Raw genomic sequence first — 19,751 nt, forward strand, 5'->3', positions numbered from 1 at the left:
GGCCAAGAGGACCGGGCGTAATCGAACCGCAGCGCGAAGTGACATGGTTCCTGTCTCGCCTGATTTTACGACATGTTTAATATCGATTAGGACCGATCCGCTCTGATGGCGTCATTGCGGTAGAAATTCATTTGCATATCGCGACCGGTGGCGACGTCGGAAATCGCAACAACATCGCCCTTTAGTCGCCGATTGCTCACCCGACGTAAATAATAGTGGTGCGATAGGCATCCGTGATCGGTTGACGCCACGTATCTTGGCGCTACGGGTCGCCGCATAGAAGGAGTTTACCGATGGCTGACGATAATTTCGAGAACAATGCAGTGGAATTGGCGACGGAGCTGACCATTGCTTGGTTGGGTAATCCCAACACTCGCATCTCGGCGGAAGAGGTGCCGGCGTTCCTTGGCAAGATGCATGAGACCGTCTCGGCATTGCTCGGCACCGGCGTTGCGGCACCAGTCGTCGCTGAACCGGCGGGCGATTACACGCCGGCGGTCAGCGTGCGCAAGTCGCTGGCGTCGAAGGATCACATCATCTCGATGATCGACGGCAAGCCGTACAAGACGCTGCGTCGTCACCTGTCGACCAATGGCATGACGCCCGTCGAATACCGCGAGCGCTATGGTCTGAAGAGCGATTACCCGATGGTTGCCGAGAATTATTCGGAGAGCCGTCGCGCGATGGCGAAGAAGATCGGTCTGGGCCGCAAGCCCGGCGCGCGCAAGACCGAGGAGGCTGCCCCCGCCGCCGCCCCGCGTCGGCGCAAGGCGGAAACCACCGCCGCCGAATAATGGCTGGCGACATGTCGTCGCCTACCAGACATGAAAACGCCCGCCGGAATATTCCCTGCGGGCGTTTTTGCGTTCAATCCCTTCCCATCGGGAGAGGGAGGGAGCGGCGAAGCCGCGGAAGGGTGAGGTTGGTTTGCACCATCTGCCGTCGCTGCGATGTTGAAACATCTGTCCTACACATCCCCATATCGTTTATGCGAACCGGACCTGCTCTTTCTCACCGTTGGTCCCGGCGCCTCTATAATCGTCGCGCGCGCATGCGCCCACGCACGATCGCGCGCGCATGGCAGGTGTGACTTTAGCGACTTTCCGCCGCCGCCGATCCGCCTGCGCCTATTGCCCGAACGTCGTCCGCCGATAGAGCAGCGTGATCGCCACCCGCCGGTTGCGCGGATCGCCGGGATTGTCGGCGATCATCGGCTCGCGGTCGGCTACGCCTTCGATCCGCTCGAACCGGCTTTCAGGAATCCCGCCCAGCGCCAGCCGACGCCGCGTCGCCTCCGCCCGGCCGGTCGCCAGCATCCAGTTGTTCATGGCGCGCGGGTCGCCATACGGCACGCTGTCGGTATGGCCGCGGATCATGATCGGATTGGCAGTGCTGCGGATCGATCCGGCGATCATGCCGATCAGTTCGGCCGCGCGCGTATCCAGCGTCGTCGTGCCGCTGGCAAACATCGAATAATCGGCATCGTCCACCAGATCGATCCGCATCCCCTCCGATGTCCGCACGAAACGGATATGCTTGGCCAGCTTGGCGAGATCGGCGGATTTCATGATCCGCGAGATTACCTGACGGCGGGTTTCCTCGAACGACTTGGCGTCCTCGGCCCGGCTGGCGGGGCTGCTGCGCAACGATCCCTTCGGTCCCATCCCGGCCTGCGCGCCACCCTTGGCAGGATTTGTCGGCATCCCCACCGTGGCGATCACCGCGGCGGCGGCCTTTGGCCCCAGCTTGTTGTTCGACATCAGCGATTCGCCACCCAGCACGCCACTGCCGCCCATGCCGATCGTGTGCGTGTCGATCAGTGTCGGTGCAAAGTAATCGGCGATGCCCTTGCGCTGTTTCTCGGTCGTCGCGCCCAACAGCCAGAGCAGCAGGAAGAACGCCATCATCGCCGTCACGAAATCGGCATAGGCCACCTTCCATGCGCCGCCATGATGGCCGCCATGCCCCTCGATGTAGATCTTCTTGACGATCACCTTGGGCGGAACGTTCGCCCCATGCGGCGCAGCCTTCGCCATCGCCTTACTTGCCTCTCAGGCCGTCGAAGACCTCGGCAAAGCCGGGCTGGTTCTTGTGCTGGATGCCGGCCCGCGCCGATTCGATGACCAGCGGCTGGGGATGGCCGTGCAGCGAGGCGATGATGATCTGCTTCACCACGTCATAGATCGCGGCATCGGCATCGATCACCTGTTTCAGCCGCCCCGCCAGCGGCGAAACGATGCCATAGGCGAGCAGTACGCCCATGAACGTGCCGACCAGTGCCGACCCGATCATCTCGCCCAGCACCGTCGGCGGTTTGTCGATCGATCCCATCGTCTTCACGATGCCCAGCACTGCCGCGACGATGCCGAGCGCAGGCAGCGAATCGGCCAGGCTGTTCAGCGTGGTGTGCGGTCCCTCGACCTCGTGATGATGGGTCTTGATCGCATGATCCATCACCTCCTCGACCGCGTGCACGTCGAGCGTGCCCGACGACACCACCACCAGCCGCAGCGTATCGGCGATCAGGTTGATGAGCGTGTGATCCTTCAACAACTTGGGATATTCCGCGAAGACGGCGGAGGACTGCGGATCCTCGACATGCGGTTCCAGGGCGATCGGCCCTTCCATCCGCAGCATCTTCATCAGCTTCGACACCAAAAAGATCGTGTCGAGATAATCCTGCTTCTTGTACTTCGGCCCCTTGAACACCTTGCCCAGGCCACCGCCGACGGCCTTGAGTTCCTTGCCGGAGTTACCGATGATGAGCGCACCGGCGGCAGCACCGCCGATGATGAGCATCTCGTGCGGAATGGCATGCATGACGGGGCCGAGCGCACCGCCGGTGATGGCGAAGCCGCCGAACACCATGGCGAGCAGAACGACGAGGCCGATGGCAGGAAACATGAAACGCTTTTCCCGGTTGCGCCGGGCTTGTCCCGGCTTGTTGGCCAAGGATTAACCGCATTTCCTCGCCAACCCGTTACCAACGGGCGGGCAGGGCGACTATAATAAACGGTTCAACGCAGATAATCGAACAGCGACAGCGACGACAATTTGCTGAAGCTGGATTGCGTCGCCGACAGGGCGGTCATCATCTGCTGCAATTCGATCACCGCCGACGTCACGTCGGTATCTTCCAGCTTCGACCGCAGCGCCGCCCGGTCGGTATCGGCGGTGGCGAGCAGCGTCTGCTGCAATTCGACGCGAGCGGATCGCGCGCCGACCGACGCCTGCACCACCGTCACCTGTTCGATGCCAGCGTTTAGATCGTCCAGCGCGTCGCTCGCCGATGTGCCGGTCGATCCGTCGGCCTGCAATGCGGCGGCCAGATCGCTCAGGATCTTCAGCGTGTCCTTGCCGCCGTCCAGCTTGAAGATGCGCGACGCACCCTCGGTCGCCTGCACGGTCTGGCCATCGGCGATCGGCACTTCGGACACGTTGATCGTGGCATAGGCGAAGCTGCCATCGGCGTTCTTAGTCACCGCCGGCACGCCATCGGGCGTTCCGAACAGCGGCTGGCCGCGGACGTTGCGGATATTGGCGAGCCCGGCGACCGCATCGACGATCGATGCCAGTTCGGTGCCCAGAATCTTGCGGGTCGCCGGCGTTTGCGTGCCGTTCGCCGCCTGCGTCGTCAGTTCCAGCGCGCGCTGGAGCTGCGTGCCGATCTGGCCGAGCACGCCGTCCGCCTGATCGAGCAGCGATCCCGCGAGCGTCAGGTTGCCGCCATAGACGGCGGCATCGGCATCCTTGCGGTTCAACTCGGCGATCTGTTGCGACGTCGCCGGCGCTTCGCTGGGCGTCTGGAAGCGTTTGCCGGTCGCGATCTCGACCTGCAAGGCCGAGGCGCGGGCCGACATCGCCGACAGCCGCTTCGACGTGTTGTCGTAAAAGGACGAGGTTGAAATCTGCATGGCGCCTACCTGATGTCCAATATGGTTTGCAGCGTGTCGCGCGCGATCTGGATCACGCGGCTGGATGCCTGATATGCCTGCTGGAACCGCATTAGCTCGACCGCTTCGGTGTCCAGATTGACGCCGGTCGCACTGCTCAACGCACTGTTCGCTCCGTCGCGGATCGCGCTCTGCGCGTCGGCGATGATCTTCTTCTGCTCGTATGCGGTGGCATTCTGCGTGATCGTCGACGTCAGCGACGATTCGTAACCGCGACCCAGCCGTACCTGTTCCAGCTTGGCGAGATTGCTCGAATCACGGGCACCGCCACCACGGCTGGCGGCGGCGATCTGACTGCCCTCGGTCATGGTCACGCTGATATCGGTCGGCCGGGTGCCGGTGGCGAACATCGCGGTGCCGGGCGCGCCCTTTTGGTCGTCACCGGCCAATTGGTTGGCGTTGACCTGCGTGACGAAATCCTTGGCGACCGTTTCGATGCTGTCACGGGTCTGCGCGATCTTCAGCGCGCCGTCGACGATGCCGGCCAGCGCACCGCCATTGGGGCTGACCATCATCCGCTCGCCGCCATAGGACAACGCGAGCACCACCGCGCCCTCGTTGTTGCGGGAATAGGCGACGCGGCCGGCGATGTCGGCACCGACGAATGTCTGGCCGGCGGCGCCGCCCAGCTTCACCGTCGATCGGCCAAGCGCATCGAAACTGACGCCGACATCGACGATTGCGCTCATCTGGTCGAGGATCTGGTCGCGCTGGTCGATCAATTGCGCAGACGCGGTGGTGCCGGGTGTGGTCCGGCCCAGACCGTCGTTGATGCGGACGAGCGCGACCCCGAGCGAATTCAGGCTGGTCGTCGCCTGCCGCGCGGTCGTGTCGAGATCGGTCGCGATCTGGTCGAACGCCGCTCCCGTGGCCGTGAAGGCGGTCGCAGCCGACTGGGCCGCACCCAGCATCCCGGTGCGCAACGCGCTCGAGTCGGGCTCGGCCGCGAGACTGGTGGACGAGGCGAAGAAACTGGTCACGCGACCGGTCAACTGGTTGCCGGTCAGCGCCTTTTCGATCCGGTCCAGCCATGTCGCGCCGCTTTCGGTGCGCGACAGGTCGGCGCTCGCCGTCCGGACTGCGGCACTGGCATAAACGTCACTTGCCCGCGTCACGCCGGTCAGGAGCACGCCGTTGCCGGCGCCGTTGATTTCGACCGCGCCGGTGCCCGCCGCCATCTCGCTCAGCCGGATGCTGCGCCGCGTATATCCCGTCGCGCCGACATTGGCGACGTTCTCGCCGACGACGGACAGCGCGGTCTGATACGCGCGGACGCCGGAGGCGCCGATGGACAGGAGGTCACTCATACCCGGCAATTATTGCCGGGAGTCGTTAAGATCACCTTGCGATCGGGAGAGGAAGGCGGTCATCGCCTTGCCGATACCCAGCGGCGTATGCTGTGCCATCGCCGCCACCGTCTTCTGGTCCTGCATGTCGCGGAACGTATCGAGCGCCTTCGAATCGAACAGCGGATCGGCCAGCTTGGCCGCGCGCATCGATTTCAGCATCATGCCGGTGAACACCGCCTCGAACTGCGCGCCTGCCTGTTCCAGATTGGCCTTGCTCTTCAGCCGGCTGTTGTCGGTGCCGATGCCCGTCGTGGACGAGACGGCGGCGGGAAGGCCGGGAAGGTCGGTCATAGCACGATCAACTCCGCCTTCAGGCTGCCGGCTTCCTTCAGCGCCTCCAGGATCGCGACGAGGTCGGCGGGGCTGGCGCCGATGGCGTTCACCGCGTTGACGACATCGGCCAGTTTCGGACCCGGCGCGAACAGGAACATCGGCTTCTTTTCCTCTTCGACCGACACGTTCGATCGTTGCTCGACCGCGGTCTGGCCGCCGGACAGCGGCGCCGGTTGGCTGATCCGTTGGTTCTCGTCGATCCGCACTGTCAGCTTGCCGTGCGTGACTGCCGCCGGGCCGACGCGGACCGCCGAACTGATGACGACGGTGCCGGTGCGCGCGTTGACGATTACGCGGGCGGACGGTTCGGCCGACACGACATCGAGGTTCTCGATCGTCGACATCAGCGTCGATCGCACGTTCGCCCCTTCCGGCGCCCGCACCGCGACCGATACCGCATCGATCGCCTGCGCCGATCCGGCGCCCAGCGTTCGGTTGATGACGCCCGCGACATTCTGCGCAGTGGTGAAATCCGCGCGCGCCAGATTGAACGTCAGCGTCGGCGCGGTGTCAAACCCGGTCGCGACTGCGCGTTCGACGGTGGCACCTTCGGGAATACGGCCGGTCGAGGGGACGTTGACGACGATCTTCGATCCGTCCGCACCCTCGGCCCCCAGTCCGCCGACCGCCAGATTGCCCTGCGCCATCGCATAGATCTGGCCGTCCGCGCCCAGCAGTGGCGTCAGGATCAGACTGCCGCCGCGCAAGGATTTGGCCTTGCCCATCGACGCCACGGTGATGTCCAGCCGCTGGCCGGGCTTGGCGAAGGGCGGCAGATCGGCGGTAATCATCACCACCGCTGCGTTCTTCATCCCCGGATTGGCCCCCGGCGGCAGTTGGAACCCGAAGCGCGACGTGACCGCCTTCAGGCTCTGCACCGTATATTCAAGATTGTCGTCGCCCGTGCCGGGCAGGCCGACAACGACACCATAACCGGTCAGCTGATTCGACCGGATGCCCTGAAATCCTCCCAGATCCTTGATCCGGTCGGCCGAGGCGGGAACGGCGAGGCACAGCGCGACGAGGCTGGCGAGAAAAAGCCGGATCATCAGAACGGACTCACGACGGAGAAGAACCGCGACAGCCAGCCCTGCCGGCCGGCGCGGGCGACATCGCCCTTGCCGGTATAGGCGATCTGGGCATCGGCGACGCGGGTGGATGGGACGCGGTTGTTCAGATCGACATCGGCGGTCCGCACGATACCCTTGATCTGCACGAACTCGTCGCCGCGATTGAGCGTGACGCGCTTCTGCCCCTGCACCAGCATCGTGCCGTTGGGATAGACCGCCGCGACCGTGACCGAGACCTCGCCCGACAGCGAATTGGCCTGATCGGTCGATCCCTTGCCATCGAAGCCGCGATTGCCGCTGGCGGACGCTTCGGCCTTGCTGAACAGCTTGAATGGCCCGGCGCTCGGCGGCGTGATGCTGAATTCTCCCTTTGAGTCGAGCTTCGAGCCGGCCGACTTCGACGCAGCGGTGCGCTCGACCAGCACGATCGTCAGCGGATCGCCGACCCGGCGCGCGCGCCAGCCCTCGTACAGCGCGGCATAGCCGTCGCCGGCGGCGAAGATCGATCCCGTCGCCGCGATCGGCATCGCCACCGGAGCCGGCGGGTGCGCGGCGGAGAAATCCTCCGCCGGCTTCTTCTTGCCGAACAGCCCGGCCTGCGCCGGTGTCGCGATCAATGTCGCGACGATCAGGAGCGCGATGTGCCTCACAGGTTCTGGTTCACATATTTGAGCATGTCGTCCGTGGCGGAGATCATTTTGGAATTGACCTCGTACGCGCGCTGCGTCTCGATCATGTCGACCAGTTCCTCGACGACGTTGACGTTTGACGCCTCCAGCATTCCCTGCCGCACCGTGCCGCGGCCATCGACGCCGGGAACGCCGACATTCGCCGCACCCGATGCCGCGGTCTCCAGCAGGTAATTGTCGCCTTTCGACTGCAAACCGGCGGTGTTCGAGAAATTCGCGACCTGGATCTGGCCCAGCTGGCTCGCCTCGGTCTGTCCCGGCACGGTCGCCGACACGGTGCCATCGTTGCCGATCGTGATCGCGGTCGTGCCCTCGGGAACGGTGATCCCCGGCATCACCTGATACCCCTCCGCCGTCACCAGCAGACCCTCTGCCGAGCGCGAGAAATTGCCGGCGCGGGTATAGCCCAGCTGGCCGCCGGGCAACTGCACCTGGAAATATCCGTCGCCGTCCATCGCCAGATCGAGGCTGTTGCCCGTCTGTTGCATCGACCCCTGCGTATCGATCCGCGCGGTGCCCTGAATACGGACGCCGGTGCCCAGATTCAGGCCGGTCGCGTATTTGGTCTCACTGGTCGACTGTGCGCCCGGCGCGGTCACGACCTGATAGGACAGCGTCTCGAACGCCGCCCGGTCCTTTTTATACCCCGTCGTGTTCACGTTCGCGAGGTTGTTCGAGATGACGCGCATGCGCATGTCCTGGGCGTCGAGCCCGGTGCGCGCGATATGCATGGCGGCGGTGGTCATTGGCTAATCCCTCAGCTCGGCAGGCGCATCAGCGATGCACCGCTTTCGTCCATGTCCTTGGCCGACTTCATCATGTTGGCCGTTACTTCATAGCTGCGCTGGTTCTCGATCATGTCGACCAGCGCCTGCGTCATGTTGACGTTCGATCCCTCCAGCGCACCGCCGGTGACCGTCCCGTCCAGATTGGCCGGCAGCGTGCCGCCACCGCGTACGCGCAGCAGGTTGTCGAGACCCTTCACCGTGTCCGACCCCTTGGTCGACGCCAGTTTCAGCCGGTCGACGATCTGCGGCGTGGCATCGCCCCCCTGCGGCACGATCGAGATCGAACCATCGGCGGAGATGCTGATCGAACTACTGGGCGGCAGCGTGATCGGCCCGGATTCACCCATCACGATATGCCCGTCGCCGGTCTGCAGCACGCCCGACGGCGCGACCTCCAGATCGCCGCGCCGGGTATAGGCTTCGCTGCCGTCTGCTGCCTGCACCGCCAGCCAGGTATCGCCGGTCATCGCGACATCAAGCGGCCGGCCGGTCTGCTGGATCGCACCCTCGGTCCGGTCGGCGTCGGTCACTTCCTCCGATGTCGGCGAGCGCGCCTCGATCGTGCTGCCGCCGCCTTTCAGCTCGATCCGGTCGAACACGACGCGATCGGCGCGAAAGCCGGTCGTCGACGCGTTCGCCATGTTGTTCGCGATCGCCGCCTGCGACGCCATGTGCGCCCGCAGACCGGTGGCGGCGGTGTAGATCAGCTTGTCCATGCGGTGCTCCCGTCGCCTTCGGATCAGCTACGGATGTTGAAGATGGTCTGCGAGATCTGGCTGGCGGTATCCAGCGCCTTGGCGTTCGCCTGGAAATTGCGCTGTGCCGCGATCAGGCCGACCAGTTCCTCGGTGATGTCGACGTTCGACCGCTCGATGGTACCCGACATCAGGCTGCCGAAGCCGTTGCTCGCGGCCGAACCCAGCTTGGCGTCGCCCGAAATGCCGGTCGCCTGCCAGTAACTGTTGCCCAACTGGCGCAAGCCTTCCGGGTTGGAGAAATTGGCGAGCATCACCTGGCCCAGCGCCTGGGTATCGCCGTTCGAGAAGCTCGCCTTCACGATGCCTTTTTCGTCGATCGACACGCCCTGGATCTGGCCGACCGCCTTGCCGTCCTGCCCGCGCGCGGTGACGCTGAACGGCTGCGATAGCTGCGTGGTGTCGACACCGTACTGGAACGAGAACTGCTGGTTGGCGGTCGATCCTGCGGTCGAGAACTCGTCGTATGAGATATTGCCCAGCGGCGACGTCAGCGCGCCCGACGGATTGAACGTCAGCGTCACCTTGTCCGCCCCGCCGCTCGTCAACTGCTTGTCGCCGACGAAGCTGTGGACCGTCCAGGTCGAATCGTCGGTGCTGGTGGACGGCGTCGTGGCGCGGGTGAAGTAGTTGGTCAGCGTCAGCGCGTTGCCGCTGGTGTCATAGATCGTGGTCTGTGACGACTGGTTGTAGCTGGTCGGATCGAACCGATCGAACTTCGTCGCGGCCGGGATGGCGGCGTTGGCGTTCAGGTTCAGCGACATCGTGACGTTCTTGGTCGGAACCGCGGTGCCGCTCGTCTCCGGCAATTGCAGGCTGCGTGCCGCGTCAGTGCCGGTGGCGACCACCGAACCCGATCCGTCGACCGGATAGACCTGCAGATGCGACCCCTGCGAATCGACGACATAGCGTTCGCTGTTGACCAGAAAGCCACCGTTGCGCGTGAAATTGACGCGCGCGCCGTCCACCTCGGGCTTCACCACGAAGAAGCCGTCACCGGAGACGGCGAGGTCCAGCGTGTTGGCGGACTGCACGTAGTTGCCGTTGCCGAACTGCTGACGGTTGGCCTTCACGACTGTGCCCGACCCGACCTGTTGGGCGGGGTTGAGCGAGACGGACGACGCGATCACGTCAGCGAATTCGGTACGGCTCTTCTTGAAGCCGTTGGTTGCGACGTTGGCCAGATTGTGGCTGATCGTCGCCATTTCGGTCTGTGAGGCCTGAAGGCCGGAAAGCGAGGTGTAGAAGGACATGGTGGGTCTCCGGGAAAAAGGGGGATCAGCCGATCTGGCGGACGGCGCTGACGGGGACGTCGCCGATGCCCGGCAACGTCAGCACCGCAATGCCGGTGGTGGTCGAGACGGAGGCGACGGGCGCCCAGACCAGGTTGGTGGCGGCGACCGTCTTGCCGCTGTTCTGGGCGTTGACCGTGACCTTGAACGGCCCACTGCCGGCATCCGCGCCGGTGGTGGTCTTGCCGTCCCAGTCATAGGTGACGGTGCCCTGCGCCTGCTTGCCGAGATCGAGCTGGTTCAGCACCTGCCCGTTCTCGTCGCTGATCGTCACCGTCGTGCCGCTGGCCGCGCCGCTCAGTTCGATCGCGCCGGTCAGGCCGCCGCCGCTGCGGCCATAGGCGGTCGTGCCGGGGGTCAGCACCGTCTTGCCGATATAGCCCATCGCGTCCGATGCGGTGGTCGCGCCCAGTTTGTCCGAGATCGACTTCAGCGTCGTCGACATCTCCGAAATCCCGGCGAGTGACGAGAATTGCGCCATCTGTGCGACCATCTGGGTGTTGTCGACGGGGTTGAACGGGTCCTGGTTCTTCATCTGCGCGGTCATCAGCGTCAGGAAATCGGACTGGTTGAGCGAGGTCGAGGCACTTGCCGACGTCACCTTCGAGGTGGAGGTGCGGGTGATGCCCAGATTGGCGAGCGTTGAATCAAAGGATGTAGCGACCATCGTCAGCGCCCGAGCTTGAGGGTATCGATGATGAGCGACTTGGCCGTCTGCATCACTTCGACATTGTTCTGGTATCCGCGGGCGGTCTCCATCATGTCGACCAGCTCGCGCGTCTCGTCGACGGCGGCCTCGAAGATGTTGCCGTCCTTGTCCGCCATCGGATTGCTGGGGTCGTACCGCTTGGTCGGCTCACTGCCGGCGGTCACGACGCGCTCCACATCGACGGTCGCCATGCCGCTCGCGTGATCGAAGCTGGTGCGGAACACCGGCTTCATCGTCTTGTACGCCGCCTCGGCGGAGCCGGCGACGTCGCCGGCATTGGCGAGGTTGGAGGCGGTGGTGTTCATGCGGACGAGCTGCGCGCTCATCGCGCGGCCTGCGACCTGGAAGATCGTCATCGGCTGACCGGCCATCTCAATCCCCCTTCAGCGCGCGGGTGATCTGGCTGATCCGCCCGTTCAGGAACGACAGGGTCGTCTGGTACTGTACGGCGTTCTCGGCGAACGCGGTCTGTTCGGACGATAGTTCGACGGTATTGCCGTCCATCGACGTCTGCATCGGCACGCGATATTTCGTCGCGGCGTCGATGCCGTCCTGACCGCCTTCCAGCGAGGCCAGCGCCGATTTGAAATCGACGTCGCGCGCCTTGAAGCCGGGGGTCGACGCATTCGCGATGTTCGAAGCGAGCACACCCATGCGCTGCGAGCGCACTTCCAGCGCCGCGCCATGAACCCCGAAAAGCGTATCACCTGCCATGCCGGCCTCCCGCGTCCCGATTGACGCAACCGTGACTAAGCAATGGCCGTGCCAGTTTCGTCGCAAGAGGCGGGAAGGCAGGGGCGGCAGCCCGTCGGCAACGCATCCGGCAACGGATTGCCGGACAACGGCAACCGCTGTCGCTCGCCCCCAGTCACAACGACCGTCATTCGCGTGAAGACAGGAAGGACGGCCTAACAGTAGTAGGGAGTACGTCGCCATGTCAGATCGCAACTGGCCCGCCCCTTGCAGACGATAGCGGTATGCAGGTCGCCACACTCTACGATCCGGTCGCGCTCGCCGTCGTCGTCGGCGGGACGGTGGTCGCCAGCATCCTCCGCACGCCCCTTCGCGATATGGTGCGCGGAATACGCGCGCTGGTCGTGCTCCGTCGTCGCCGCTTCTCCGCCGAGCCGCTGCTTCGTCAGGTCGCTGCCCTGTCGCGTATCGCGCAACGGCACGGCGTCCATGCGCTCGACCGCACCGTCATCACCGATCCCGATATCGCACTGGCGGTCGTCGCCATTGTGGATGGATCGACGGCGGTCGAGGTGGAGGCGATCGTCCGCGCCAGCCGCGGCAACCGCATCGAACGCCATGTCGCCGTCGCCGAGATGTGGGCCGCCGCCGCCGAGGCCGCGCCCGCGATGGGCATGGTCGGCACGCTGATCGGCCTCGCCCGCATGTTTGCCGATATGGAAAACACCGCCGCGATCGGTGCTGGCATGGCGGTCGCCCTGTTGGCCACACTTTACGGCGCGCTGTTGGCGAATTTCATCCTCGCCCCCATCGCCGCTCGCCTGCGCGCCGCCGGTCGGGCGGAGGCGCTTGAGCGGGTACGGCTTGACGCACCTTTGGTCGCGCTTGCTGAACGGGAAACCCCGCGCCTGCCGCATGGCCATCCGTTGCAGAGCGTCGCATGACCGAATGGCCCGATGCACCGCCGGCACGGCCGCTATGGTTGGTGACGCTCGCCGATCTGGCGCTGTTGCTGGTCGGGTTTTTTGTCCTGCTCCAGTCGAGCCGGATCGAGCCCGCCTCGCTCGCCCAGTCGCTGCGCACCGGTTTCGCCGGTCCAGTCGCCGATGCGCCGATGGCGGTCGCCGCGACACGGATCGACGGGTTCGCGCCGCGATCGGCCGCCCTGCCGCACGATCCAGCGGCGCTGTCCGACTGGGCCCGCGCGCAACTGGCCGATCCGCGCGTCACGCTGACCGTTACCGGCGCAGCGGGGCAGGGTGGTGACGTCGATCCCGTCACCGGCTCGGCCACCCTGCTCGCCACCGATCGTGCCCGCGCCGTCGCTGCCGTCATCGCACCGATCGCGCCCGCCCGCGTGCTGATCGCCACCACCGCCGGCCCGCCGGCCGTCACCGTCACGCTCGCCTTTGCCGGTGAGCCGCCAAGGACCCGACCATGATCCCGCTGCTCCTTCTCGCCGCCGCTGCGACTGCCAGCTTCCAGGATATTGCCGCGCTCGACCGTGCGGTTGCCGCCTTTGCCGGTCATGCGGCGGGCGAGGAAGGCGGGGCGCAGGCCGGCATCGACGCCCGCCTGCGCCTGCGTACCTGCCCGACCGTGGCATTGTCATGGCGCAGCGAGGCGCATGATGCGGTCATCGTCGCCTGCTCGGGCCCCGACTGGCGACTGTTCGTTCCCGTCCGTCGAGCGTCCGCCGCCGCCGGCGCGGCACCCGCCACGCCGCGACCGTCCCCTATGGCGAAGGCTGAACCGGTGATCCGGCGCGGCGATGCGGTGACGATCGAGGCGGGGTCGAACGGCTTCGCGATCAGCCGCGACGGGGTGGCGATCGGCGATGCCGCCCCCGGTGCCCGCTTCGGCGTCCGGGTGGATGGCGCCACCGCGCCGGTGCAGGCGGTGGCCGTTGCCGCCGGTCGCGCGACCCTGCCCGGCTGGCAATGAATCATTCTCTCAACAAAATGCTAAAGCCATCGCGCGTCCGGCCGTTTCCTCCGCTGTCAGGAACCGGAAGGTACGGGCGTGATGGAAGCGATAGGCAGGACAATTACGGGAAGCGCGACGCGCGCCATACTGTCGACGACGATGGCGCAGGTGCGTGCCGCGGCGACGGAGCCGCGCGTTGCCGCGTCGGCCACCGACGTGGCCGCCGCTCGCTCGCCCGCGCTGGCCAAGGCGCTGGCCTCGTCGCCACCGGTGGATGTGGAACGCGTCGCCGCGATCAAGGCGGCGATCGCCAAGGGCACGTTCCCACTCGTTCCCTCCACGATCGCCGATCGGTTGATCGCCCTGAAACTGGACTGGAATGCCAATGACAAGGCGTGATGCCCTGGTGTCGGTAATCGACGCCCTCCATGCTGAAATCGCCGCGTTGAAGGCGAACGACGTGCGCGCGCTGGAACGCGCGACGACGGACAAACTATCGGGGATCGATGCGATCGCCGCCGCCGGCACCGGCCCGGCCGGCCCCGACATGCGCGAGCTGGCCGACGAGGCGAGCCGTCTGAACGAAACCTGCCGGATCTACGTCAACCTGATGGCGGCAAATACCCGCCGCCGCCTGCAAACCCTGACCGGCGATGCCTTTGCCGCCCACCGGCCCATGCTGCGCGGTGCCTTCGCCTGATGGATTTCGACTGAACTGGCACGACCCTTGCTGGTGATCCCGTAGAACAGGGATGATCCAGCCAACGTGACCGCAGTCAATCCATCAGCCACCAGCCGCGTCCAGTCCGCGATCCGCTTTGCGTCCAGCCGGACGGGCGTGGATTTCGACTATCTGCTCGGGCAGGCCAAGGTCGAAAGCGGACTGAACGCCGCCGCCCATGCCGGCTCTTCCTCCGCGTCCGGTCTCTACCAATTCATTGAATCGAGCTGGCTGGCGGTCGTGAAGAAGCACGGCGCCGAACATGGCCTCGGCTGGGCCGCCGATGCGATCGGCCAGAACGGATCAGGCCGCTACACCGTCACCGATGCCGGCACCCGACAGGCGATCCTGTCGCTGCGTAACGATCCCGCCGCCGCCAGCCTGATGGCCGCCGAACACGCCTCTGACAACAAGGACGCGCTGGAGGGGACGTTGGGCCGCGATGCCACCGGCACTGATCTCTACATGGCGCATTTCCTGGGCCTGGGTGGCGCCACCAAATTCCTGTCGGCGATGCAATCGAACCCGGATGCCAGCGGCGCGGCCCTTTTTCCCGGCGCCGCGCGCGCCAATCCCGGCGTGTTCAATAACGCCGACGGATCGCCCCGGTCGCTATCGGCGATCTATCAGCGCTTCGCCGCCAAACTGGGGCAGGGCGCCGACAGCGTGACCGAGACGCGGGCAGCGAACCTGTCGTTCGCCGCGCAGGCGTTGGCGCTCGATGGCGACACCACCGTCATCACCGGCAACAACCAGAGCGCCACCGACGCCATCGCTTGGGCCAATTCGACACTCGGCCGGCTGGGGACGGAAAAGGCGAGCGTCCTGCGTCCGACGCCGGAAACCGCGCGGCTCGCCTACCTGATGCTCGCACGGATGGGTGGCTGAGATGGGCAAGATTCTCGGTCAGGCACGCGGTGCGGCCCTGCCGCTGGCGATCCTGCTGCTGGTCGTCGTCATGGTCGTGCCGATACCGGCCGTGCTGCTCGACATCTTCTTCGTCGCCAACATCGCGATCAGCCTCGCGGTGCTGATGGTCGCGCTCAATGCGCAGAAGCCGCTCGATTTCTCGTCCTTCCCCACCGTCCTGCTGTTCGCGACGCTGTTCCGGCTCGGCCTGAACGTCGCCTCCACCCGCATCGTGCTGGTGCACGGCCATGAGGGCGAGAGCGCGGCAGGCCATGTCATCGAGGCATTCGGCACCTTCCTGATCGGTGGCGATTACGTCGTCGGCATCTTCGTCTTCGCGATTTTGATGATCATCAACCTGATCGTCGTGACCAAGGGCGCCGGCCGCGTCTCCGAAGTGTCCGCCCGCTTCACGCTTGACGCATTGCCCGGCAAGCAGATGGCGATCGACGCCGATCTGAACGCCGGCCTGATCACTCCCGACGAAGCCAAGGCGCGCCGGGTCGAGGTATCGACCGAGGCCGATTTCTACGGTTCGATGGACGGTTCGTCCAAATTCGTGAAGGGCGATGCCGTCGCCGCGATGCTGATCCTGGCCGCCAACGTCATCGGCGGGCTGATCCTGGGTCCGGTCAGCCACGGCATGACGATCGCTGCCGCCGCCAAATCCTATATCCTGCTGGCGATCGGCGACGCGCTGGTGGCGCAGTTGCCCAGCCTGATGCTGTCGATCGCCGCCGCCGCGATCGTGACCCGCGTCTCGTCGGACAAGGATCTCGCCGGCCAGATCGGCGGTCAGTTCGGCAGCCCGCGCACTTGGACGCCGGTCGCCGGCATTCTTGCGCTGCTCGGCCTGCTGCCAGGCATGCCGCATCTCGTGATCCTGACCGCCGCCGCTATCGCCGGGTTCGCCGCGTGGAAGCTGCGCCAGATCGAACGCCGCCCCATGATCGTCGCGGCCCCCGCGGTGGCCGAACCGGTCGATCCGTCGCGGATCGGCTGGGATGAAGTGACCGAGGGCATGCAGGTCAACCTCGACATCGGCTATGGCCTCGTGCCGCTGGTCGATGAACGTCGCGGTGCGCCGCTGATGGGTCGGATCACCGGCGTGCGGCGGCAATTGTCGAAGGAACTGGGCTTCGTCGTGCCGCAATGCCGGGTGCGCGACGATATCAATCTGGCCCCCTATACCTATCGCATCATGGTCAACGGCGTCTGCGTCGGCGAGGATCAGGTGTCGCCGGACGAGATGCTGGCGCTTGATACGGGCCAGGCGTTCGGCGCACTGCGCGGCAAGCAGACCAAAGACCCGACCTTCGGGCTGGAGGCCACCTGGATCGCGTCCGGCGATGCCGATGCGGCGACCGGCGCGGGCTATCTGGTCGTCGATCCGGGCACGGTGATGGCGACTCACCTGAACCACGCGCTGGGCGTCAACGCCGCCGACCTGCTCGGCCCCGACGAGGTGCAGTCGCTGCTCGACGGGCTGAAGGATCGCGCCGGACAATTGGTGGCCTCGCTCTGCCCGCAACCGCTGCCGCTCACCGCGCTGACGCAGGTGCTGAAGGGGCTGCTGGCGGAGCAGGTGTCGCTGAAGGAATTCCGCCGCCTCGCCAGTGCGATCGCGGTCGCTGCACAGCGGACGCAGGATCCCGAGGATCTGATGGAGGCGATCCGGCCGACCATCGGGCCGCTCGTCATCCAGAAACTGTGCGGTGTGCGTGAACCGTTGCGCGTCATGACGCTGGAGGGACAATTGGAAGCATTGCTGGGACAGGCGATGCGCGCCGATACGTCGCGCCGCCACGTCATCGAACCCGATCTGGGCCGTCGCATCGTCGATGCGCTGCAAAACGCCGCGCAGCCGCTGATCGCCGAGGGCAAGCCCTTCGCGCTCGTCGTGCAGCCGTCGATCCGCATCGCGGTGCGCAAGCTGCTCAGGACCTGCCTGCCCGATACGCCGGTGCTGTCGTTCTTCGAGGTGCCGGAAGACAAGGCGGTCGAGGTCGTCGCGGTCATCGGCGCGCATCAGCCAGTACAGGCGCTGGCCGCATGAGCGCCGAACCGATGACCACGGCGTTCGATCAGGCGACGCCGCTGCCGCTCACCTATCGCCCCGGCCAGCGGCCGGGCGGCGAGGGTGAGGCGCTGATCCGCCAGCACTTGCCACTCGTCCGCCGCATCGCGTGGCACGTCCACGGTGCGATGAGCACGCTGGTCGAGGTGGAGGATCTGGTTCAGGTCGGCCTCGTCGCGCTGGTCGAGGCGGCGGCGGGGTTCGAGGATCGCGGTCAGGTCACGTTCCGGCAATATCTGGCGACGCGGCTGCGCGGCGCGATGATCGACGAACTGCGACGTCAGGCGACGACGACGCGCGGGGCGATGCGCCGCCGCCGGCAATATGGCGCCGCGATCCGGCAACTGACCGACGCCACCGGCACGCCGCCCACCGAGGCGGCCGTGGCCACCCATCTGGGCGTCACGGTGGAGCGGTTGCGGGCCGAGTATCAGACGGCCGAGGCGGTCCGCTTCGATTCGATCGACGAGGTCTATGCCGACGACCTACCATGGTTCGCCGACGACACGCCCAATGCGTTCGAGCAATTGTCCGAAGGGCAGACCCGAGACCGCCTGATCGCCGCGATCACTGCGCTGCCGGAACGCGAGGCGCAGGTGATCCAGCTCTATTATGTCGAGGAACTCAATCTGGAGGAGATCGGCCTGGTGCTGGGCGTCGGCGCGGCGCGGGTCTGCCAGATCAAGGGATCGGCGCATGCCCGGCTGAAAAAGGCGATGGCCCGCCGTTGACGGCCTGTGGTCGAGGGCGCGTCTTTTCCGATGCGTCAACGGCTTGGCATCCGGCCTGCGATGTCGCATCGGACGCGGATGCCGGATCAGTCGTCTACCCCGTCCGTGACTCCCGCCTCGCCGCTGACCCTGCCGATCTTTCGCGCCGTCTGGATCGCCAGCATGGCGTCTAATTTCGGTGGCCTGATCCAGTCGGTGGGCGCGTCGTGGATGATGACCTCGCTGGCGCCGTCGCCACAGCTCGTGGCGCTGGTGCAGGCGTCGACGACGCTGCCGATCATGCTGTTTTCGCTATGGGCCGGGGCGGTCGCCGACAATCTCGACCGGCGGATCGTGATGCTGGGCGCACAGAGTTTCATGTTGCTGGTGTCGGTGGCGCTGGCAATCTGCGGCTGGGTGGGTGTGCTCAGTCCGATCCTGCTGCTGGTCTTCACCTTTCTGATCGGCTGCGGAACGGCGGTGAACGGCCCGGCGTGGCAGGCATCGGTCGGCGACATGGTGCCGCGCCCGTCCCTACCGGGGGCGGTCGCGCTCAACAGCATGGGCTTCAACATCGCGCGCAGCCTGGGCCCGGCGATCGGCGGCGTCATCGTCGCGGCGGCGGGCGCGGCGGCCGCCTTTGCGGTGAATGCGGTCAGTTATCTGGGCCTGATCGCGGTGCTGGCCCGCTGGCGACCCGATCTGCCACCCCGGCTGTTGCCGCGCGAGACGCTGGGCGTGGCGATGGCGGCGGGTGTCCGTTATGTAGCGATGTCGCCCAATATCCGTATCGTGCTGTTGCGGGCGGCGCTGTTCGGCACCGCCGCCAGCGCGATCCCGGCATTGATGCCGCTGGTCGCCAGGACGCTGATAACCGGTGGGCCGCTGACCTATGGCCTGTTGCTTGGCGCGTTCGGCGTCGGGGCGGTGGGCGGTGCGCTGTCCAGCGGCGAGTTGCGTCGGCGTTGCTCGATCGAATGGATCGTCCGCATCGCCTCGGTCGCGCTGGCGGCCGGAGGCGCCACCACCGCGCTCAGCCACACGTTAATCCTGACCTTGCCGGCGTTGATGCTGGCGGGTGCGGGCTGGGTGCTCGCGCTATCGACCTTCAACGTCACCGTGCAGATGGCCGCGCCGCGCTGGGTCGTGGCGCGCGCGCTGGCGCTGTACCAGATGGCGGCGTTCGGCGGGATGGCCGGTGGCAGCTGGATCTTCGGCGTCGTGGCGGAGGATCACGGTGTCGCGGTGGCGCTGGGCGCGGCGGCGCTGGTGCAGACCGCCGGCGCGCTCGTCGGCCTAGTCCTGCCGCTGCCGCAGATCGGCGACCTGAACCTCGATCCGCTGAACCGCTGGTCGGAACCGGATACCGCCGTGCCGGTCGAATCGCGCAGCGGGCCGATCGTGGTGACGATCGAATACCGCATCACCACCGGCGACATCGTCGCGTTCCTGAACGCCATGAACGAGCGTGGCCGCATCCGCCGCCGCGACGGCGCCCGTCACTGGACGCTGCTCCGCGATCTCGGCGAGCCTGACCTGTGGATCGAGCGGTATCATGTCGCCACTTGGCTCGATTACATCCGCCACAATCAGCGGCGCACGCACGCCGATGTCGAAAACAGTACGATCATTCTGGCCCTGCACGCCGGCCCGGATGCACCTCGTGTCCACCGAATGATCGAGCGGCAAACGGGATCGCTGCCGATCCTGCGCACCGCCGGTGCCCGCGAACTGGCGGAACCGATGACCGATGCGACGCGATCGACCTGACTCGTTC

At 66.0% G+C, this 19,751-nt stretch carries 23 protein-coding genes; 10 read left to right on the top strand and 13 right to left on the bottom strand.

Annotation, left to right across the window (positions count from 1 at the left end):
* The first annotated feature begins 293 nt into the window (after positions 1-293).
* Entirely contained in the window at positions 294-794 is a 501-nt protein-coding gene (locus tag ASG67_RS00430) for a MucR family transcriptional regulator (protein ID WP_056523775.1), read from the top strand.
* A 333-nt stretch (positions 795-1,127) separates the two neighbouring features.
* On the opposite strand, the gene ASG67_RS00435 is transcribed toward ASG67_RS00430, so the two are convergent.
* The 13 genes from ASG67_RS00435 to ASG67_RS00495 all read right to left on the bottom strand — a co-directional run bounded on the left by ASG67_RS00435 (position 1,128) and on the right by ASG67_RS00495 (position 11,652).
* The gene (locus ASG67_RS00435; RefSeq protein ID WP_056523779.1) at positions 1,128-2,036 is read right to left on the bottom strand and encodes a flagellar motor protein MotB; all 909 of its coding nucleotides are present in this window, start codon (positions 2,034-2,036) and stop codon (positions 1,128-1,130) included.
* Positions 2,037-2,040: 4 nt separating this feature from the next.
* A complete protein-coding gene (motA, locus tag ASG67_RS00440; protein ID WP_056526119.1) occupies positions 2,041-2,904 on the bottom strand; it encodes a flagellar motor stator protein MotA in 864 nt (287 codons plus the stop codon).
* A 113-nt stretch (positions 2,905-3,017) separates the two neighbouring features.
* Positions 3,018-3,914: a flagellin gene (locus tag ASG67_RS00445; RefSeq protein WP_056523782.1), complete on the bottom strand. Its 897-nt coding sequence runs from the start codon at positions 3,912-3,914 to the stop codon at positions 3,018-3,020.
* Positions 3,915-3,919: 5 nt separating this feature from the next.
* Entirely contained in the window at positions 3,920-5,260 is a 1,341-nt protein-coding gene (gene flgK / locus ASG67_RS00450; RefSeq protein WP_056523783.1) for a flagellar hook-associated protein FlgK, read from the bottom strand.
* Between the two features lie 9 nt (positions 5,261-5,269).
* Positions 5,270-5,593 (bottom strand): rod-binding protein, encoded by a 324-nt coding sequence (locus ASG67_RS00455; protein WP_056523784.1) that lies wholly within the window; start codon positions 5,591-5,593, stop codon positions 5,270-5,272.
* Positions 5,590-6,684: a flagellar basal body P-ring protein FlgI gene (locus ASG67_RS00460; RefSeq protein ID WP_056523785.1), complete on the bottom strand. Its 1,095-nt coding sequence runs from the start codon at positions 6,682-6,684 to the stop codon at positions 5,590-5,592. Before ASG67_RS00460 ends, ASG67_RS00455 begins: the two co-directional genes overlap by 4 nt.
* Entirely contained in the window at positions 6,684-7,355 is a 672-nt protein-coding gene (locus ASG67_RS00465) for a flagellar basal body L-ring protein FlgH (RefSeq protein ID WP_235534976.1), read from the bottom strand. Before ASG67_RS00465 ends, ASG67_RS00460 begins: the two co-directional genes overlap by 1 nt.
* Positions 7,352-8,140: a flagellar basal-body rod protein FlgG gene (gene flgG / locus ASG67_RS00470; protein ID WP_056523791.1), complete on the bottom strand. Its 789-nt coding sequence runs from the start codon at positions 8,138-8,140 to the stop codon at positions 7,352-7,354. The genes ASG67_RS00465 and flgG overlap by 4 nt, the downstream gene beginning before the upstream one ends.
* Positions 8,141-8,151: 11 nt before the next feature.
* Positions 8,152-8,898, bottom strand: coding sequence for a flagellar basal body rod protein FlgF (locus ASG67_RS00475; RefSeq protein ID WP_056523794.1), 747 nt, complete (start codon positions 8,896-8,898; stop codon positions 8,152-8,154).
* A 23-nt stretch (positions 8,899-8,921) separates the two neighbouring features.
* Entirely contained in the window at positions 8,922-10,190 is a 1,269-nt protein-coding gene (locus ASG67_RS00480; RefSeq protein ID WP_056523796.1) for a flagellar hook protein FlgE, read from the bottom strand.
* A gap of 25 nt (positions 10,191-10,215) precedes the next feature.
* Positions 10,216-10,896 carry a flagellar hook assembly protein FlgD gene (locus ASG67_RS00485; protein ID WP_056523799.1) on the bottom strand — a complete coding sequence of 227 codons (681 nt, stop codon included), beginning with the start codon at positions 10,894-10,896 and terminating at the stop codon, positions 10,216-10,218.
* 2 nt (positions 10,897-10,898) lie between these two features.
* The gene (gene flgC / locus ASG67_RS00490; protein ID WP_056523802.1) at positions 10,899-11,309 is read right to left on the bottom strand and encodes a flagellar basal body rod protein FlgC; all 411 of its coding nucleotides are present in this window, start codon (positions 11,307-11,309) and stop codon (positions 10,899-10,901) included.
* Between the two features lies 1 nt (position 11,310).
* Positions 11,311-11,652, bottom strand: a complete 342-nt coding sequence (locus ASG67_RS00495; protein WP_056523805.1) for a flagellar basal body rod protein FlgB — start codon at positions 11,650-11,652, stop codon at positions 11,311-11,313.
* Between the two features lie 263 nt (positions 11,653-11,915).
* On the opposite strand from ASG67_RS00495, the gene ASG67_RS00500 reads away from it, so the two are divergent.
* From ASG67_RS00500 to ASG67_RS00540, 9 genes are all read left to right on the top strand, one after another.
* Positions 11,916-12,575 carry a MotA/TolQ/ExbB proton channel family protein gene (locus ASG67_RS00500; RefSeq protein WP_056523808.1) on the top strand — a complete coding sequence of 220 codons (660 nt, stop codon included), beginning with the start codon at positions 11,916-11,918 and terminating at the stop codon, positions 12,573-12,575.
* Complete coding sequence (locus tag ASG67_RS00505; protein WP_056523811.1) at positions 12,572-13,072, top strand: hypothetical protein; 501 nt, start codon at positions 12,572-12,574, stop codon at positions 13,070-13,072. The genes ASG67_RS00500 and ASG67_RS00505 overlap by 4 nt, the downstream gene beginning before the upstream one ends.
* Positions 13,069-13,575: a flagella basal body P-ring formation protein FlgA gene (locus ASG67_RS00510; protein WP_056523822.1), complete on the top strand. Its 507-nt coding sequence runs from the start codon at positions 13,069-13,071 to the stop codon at positions 13,573-13,575. Before ASG67_RS00505 ends, ASG67_RS00510 begins: the two co-directional genes overlap by 4 nt.
* Positions 13,576-13,656: 81 nt before the next feature.
* Positions 13,657-13,956, top strand: coding sequence for a flagellar biosynthesis anti-sigma factor FlgM (flgM, locus tag ASG67_RS18130; RefSeq protein ID WP_082543296.1), 300 nt, complete (start codon positions 13,657-13,659; stop codon positions 13,954-13,956).
* Positions 13,943-14,257: a flagellar protein FlgN gene (locus tag ASG67_RS00520; RefSeq protein ID WP_200940678.1), complete on the top strand. Its 315-nt coding sequence runs from the start codon at positions 13,943-13,945 to the stop codon at positions 14,255-14,257. The genes flgM and ASG67_RS00520 overlap by 14 nt, the downstream gene beginning before the upstream one ends.
* A gap of 66 nt (positions 14,258-14,323) precedes the next feature.
* Positions 14,324-15,166 (top strand): hypothetical protein, encoded by an 843-nt coding sequence (locus tag ASG67_RS00525; RefSeq protein WP_056523828.1) that lies wholly within the window; start codon positions 14,324-14,326, stop codon positions 15,164-15,166.
* A gap of 1 nt (position 15,167) precedes the next feature.
* A complete protein-coding gene (gene flhA / locus ASG67_RS00530) occupies positions 15,168-17,243 on the top strand; it encodes a flagellar biosynthesis protein FlhA (RefSeq protein WP_056523831.1) in 2,076 nt (691 codons plus the stop codon).
* Entirely contained in the window at positions 17,240-17,995 is a 756-nt protein-coding gene (locus tag ASG67_RS00535) for a sigma-70 family RNA polymerase sigma factor (protein WP_056523833.1), read from the top strand. Before flhA ends, ASG67_RS00535 begins: the two co-directional genes overlap by 4 nt.
* A gap of 78 nt (positions 17,996-18,073) precedes the next feature.
* On the top strand, positions 18,074-19,744 hold the full coding sequence (locus ASG67_RS00540) for an MFS transporter (RefSeq protein ID WP_056526121.1): 1,671 nt from the start codon (positions 18,074-18,076) through the stop codon (positions 19,742-19,744).
* Positions 19,745-19,751: the final 7 nt, after the last annotated feature.

Origin of the sequence: Sphingomonas sp. Leaf339 (genome assembly GCF_001426195.1) — a bacterium.
GTDB lineage: Bacteria > Pseudomonadota > Alphaproteobacteria > Sphingomonadales > Sphingomonadaceae > Sphingomonas.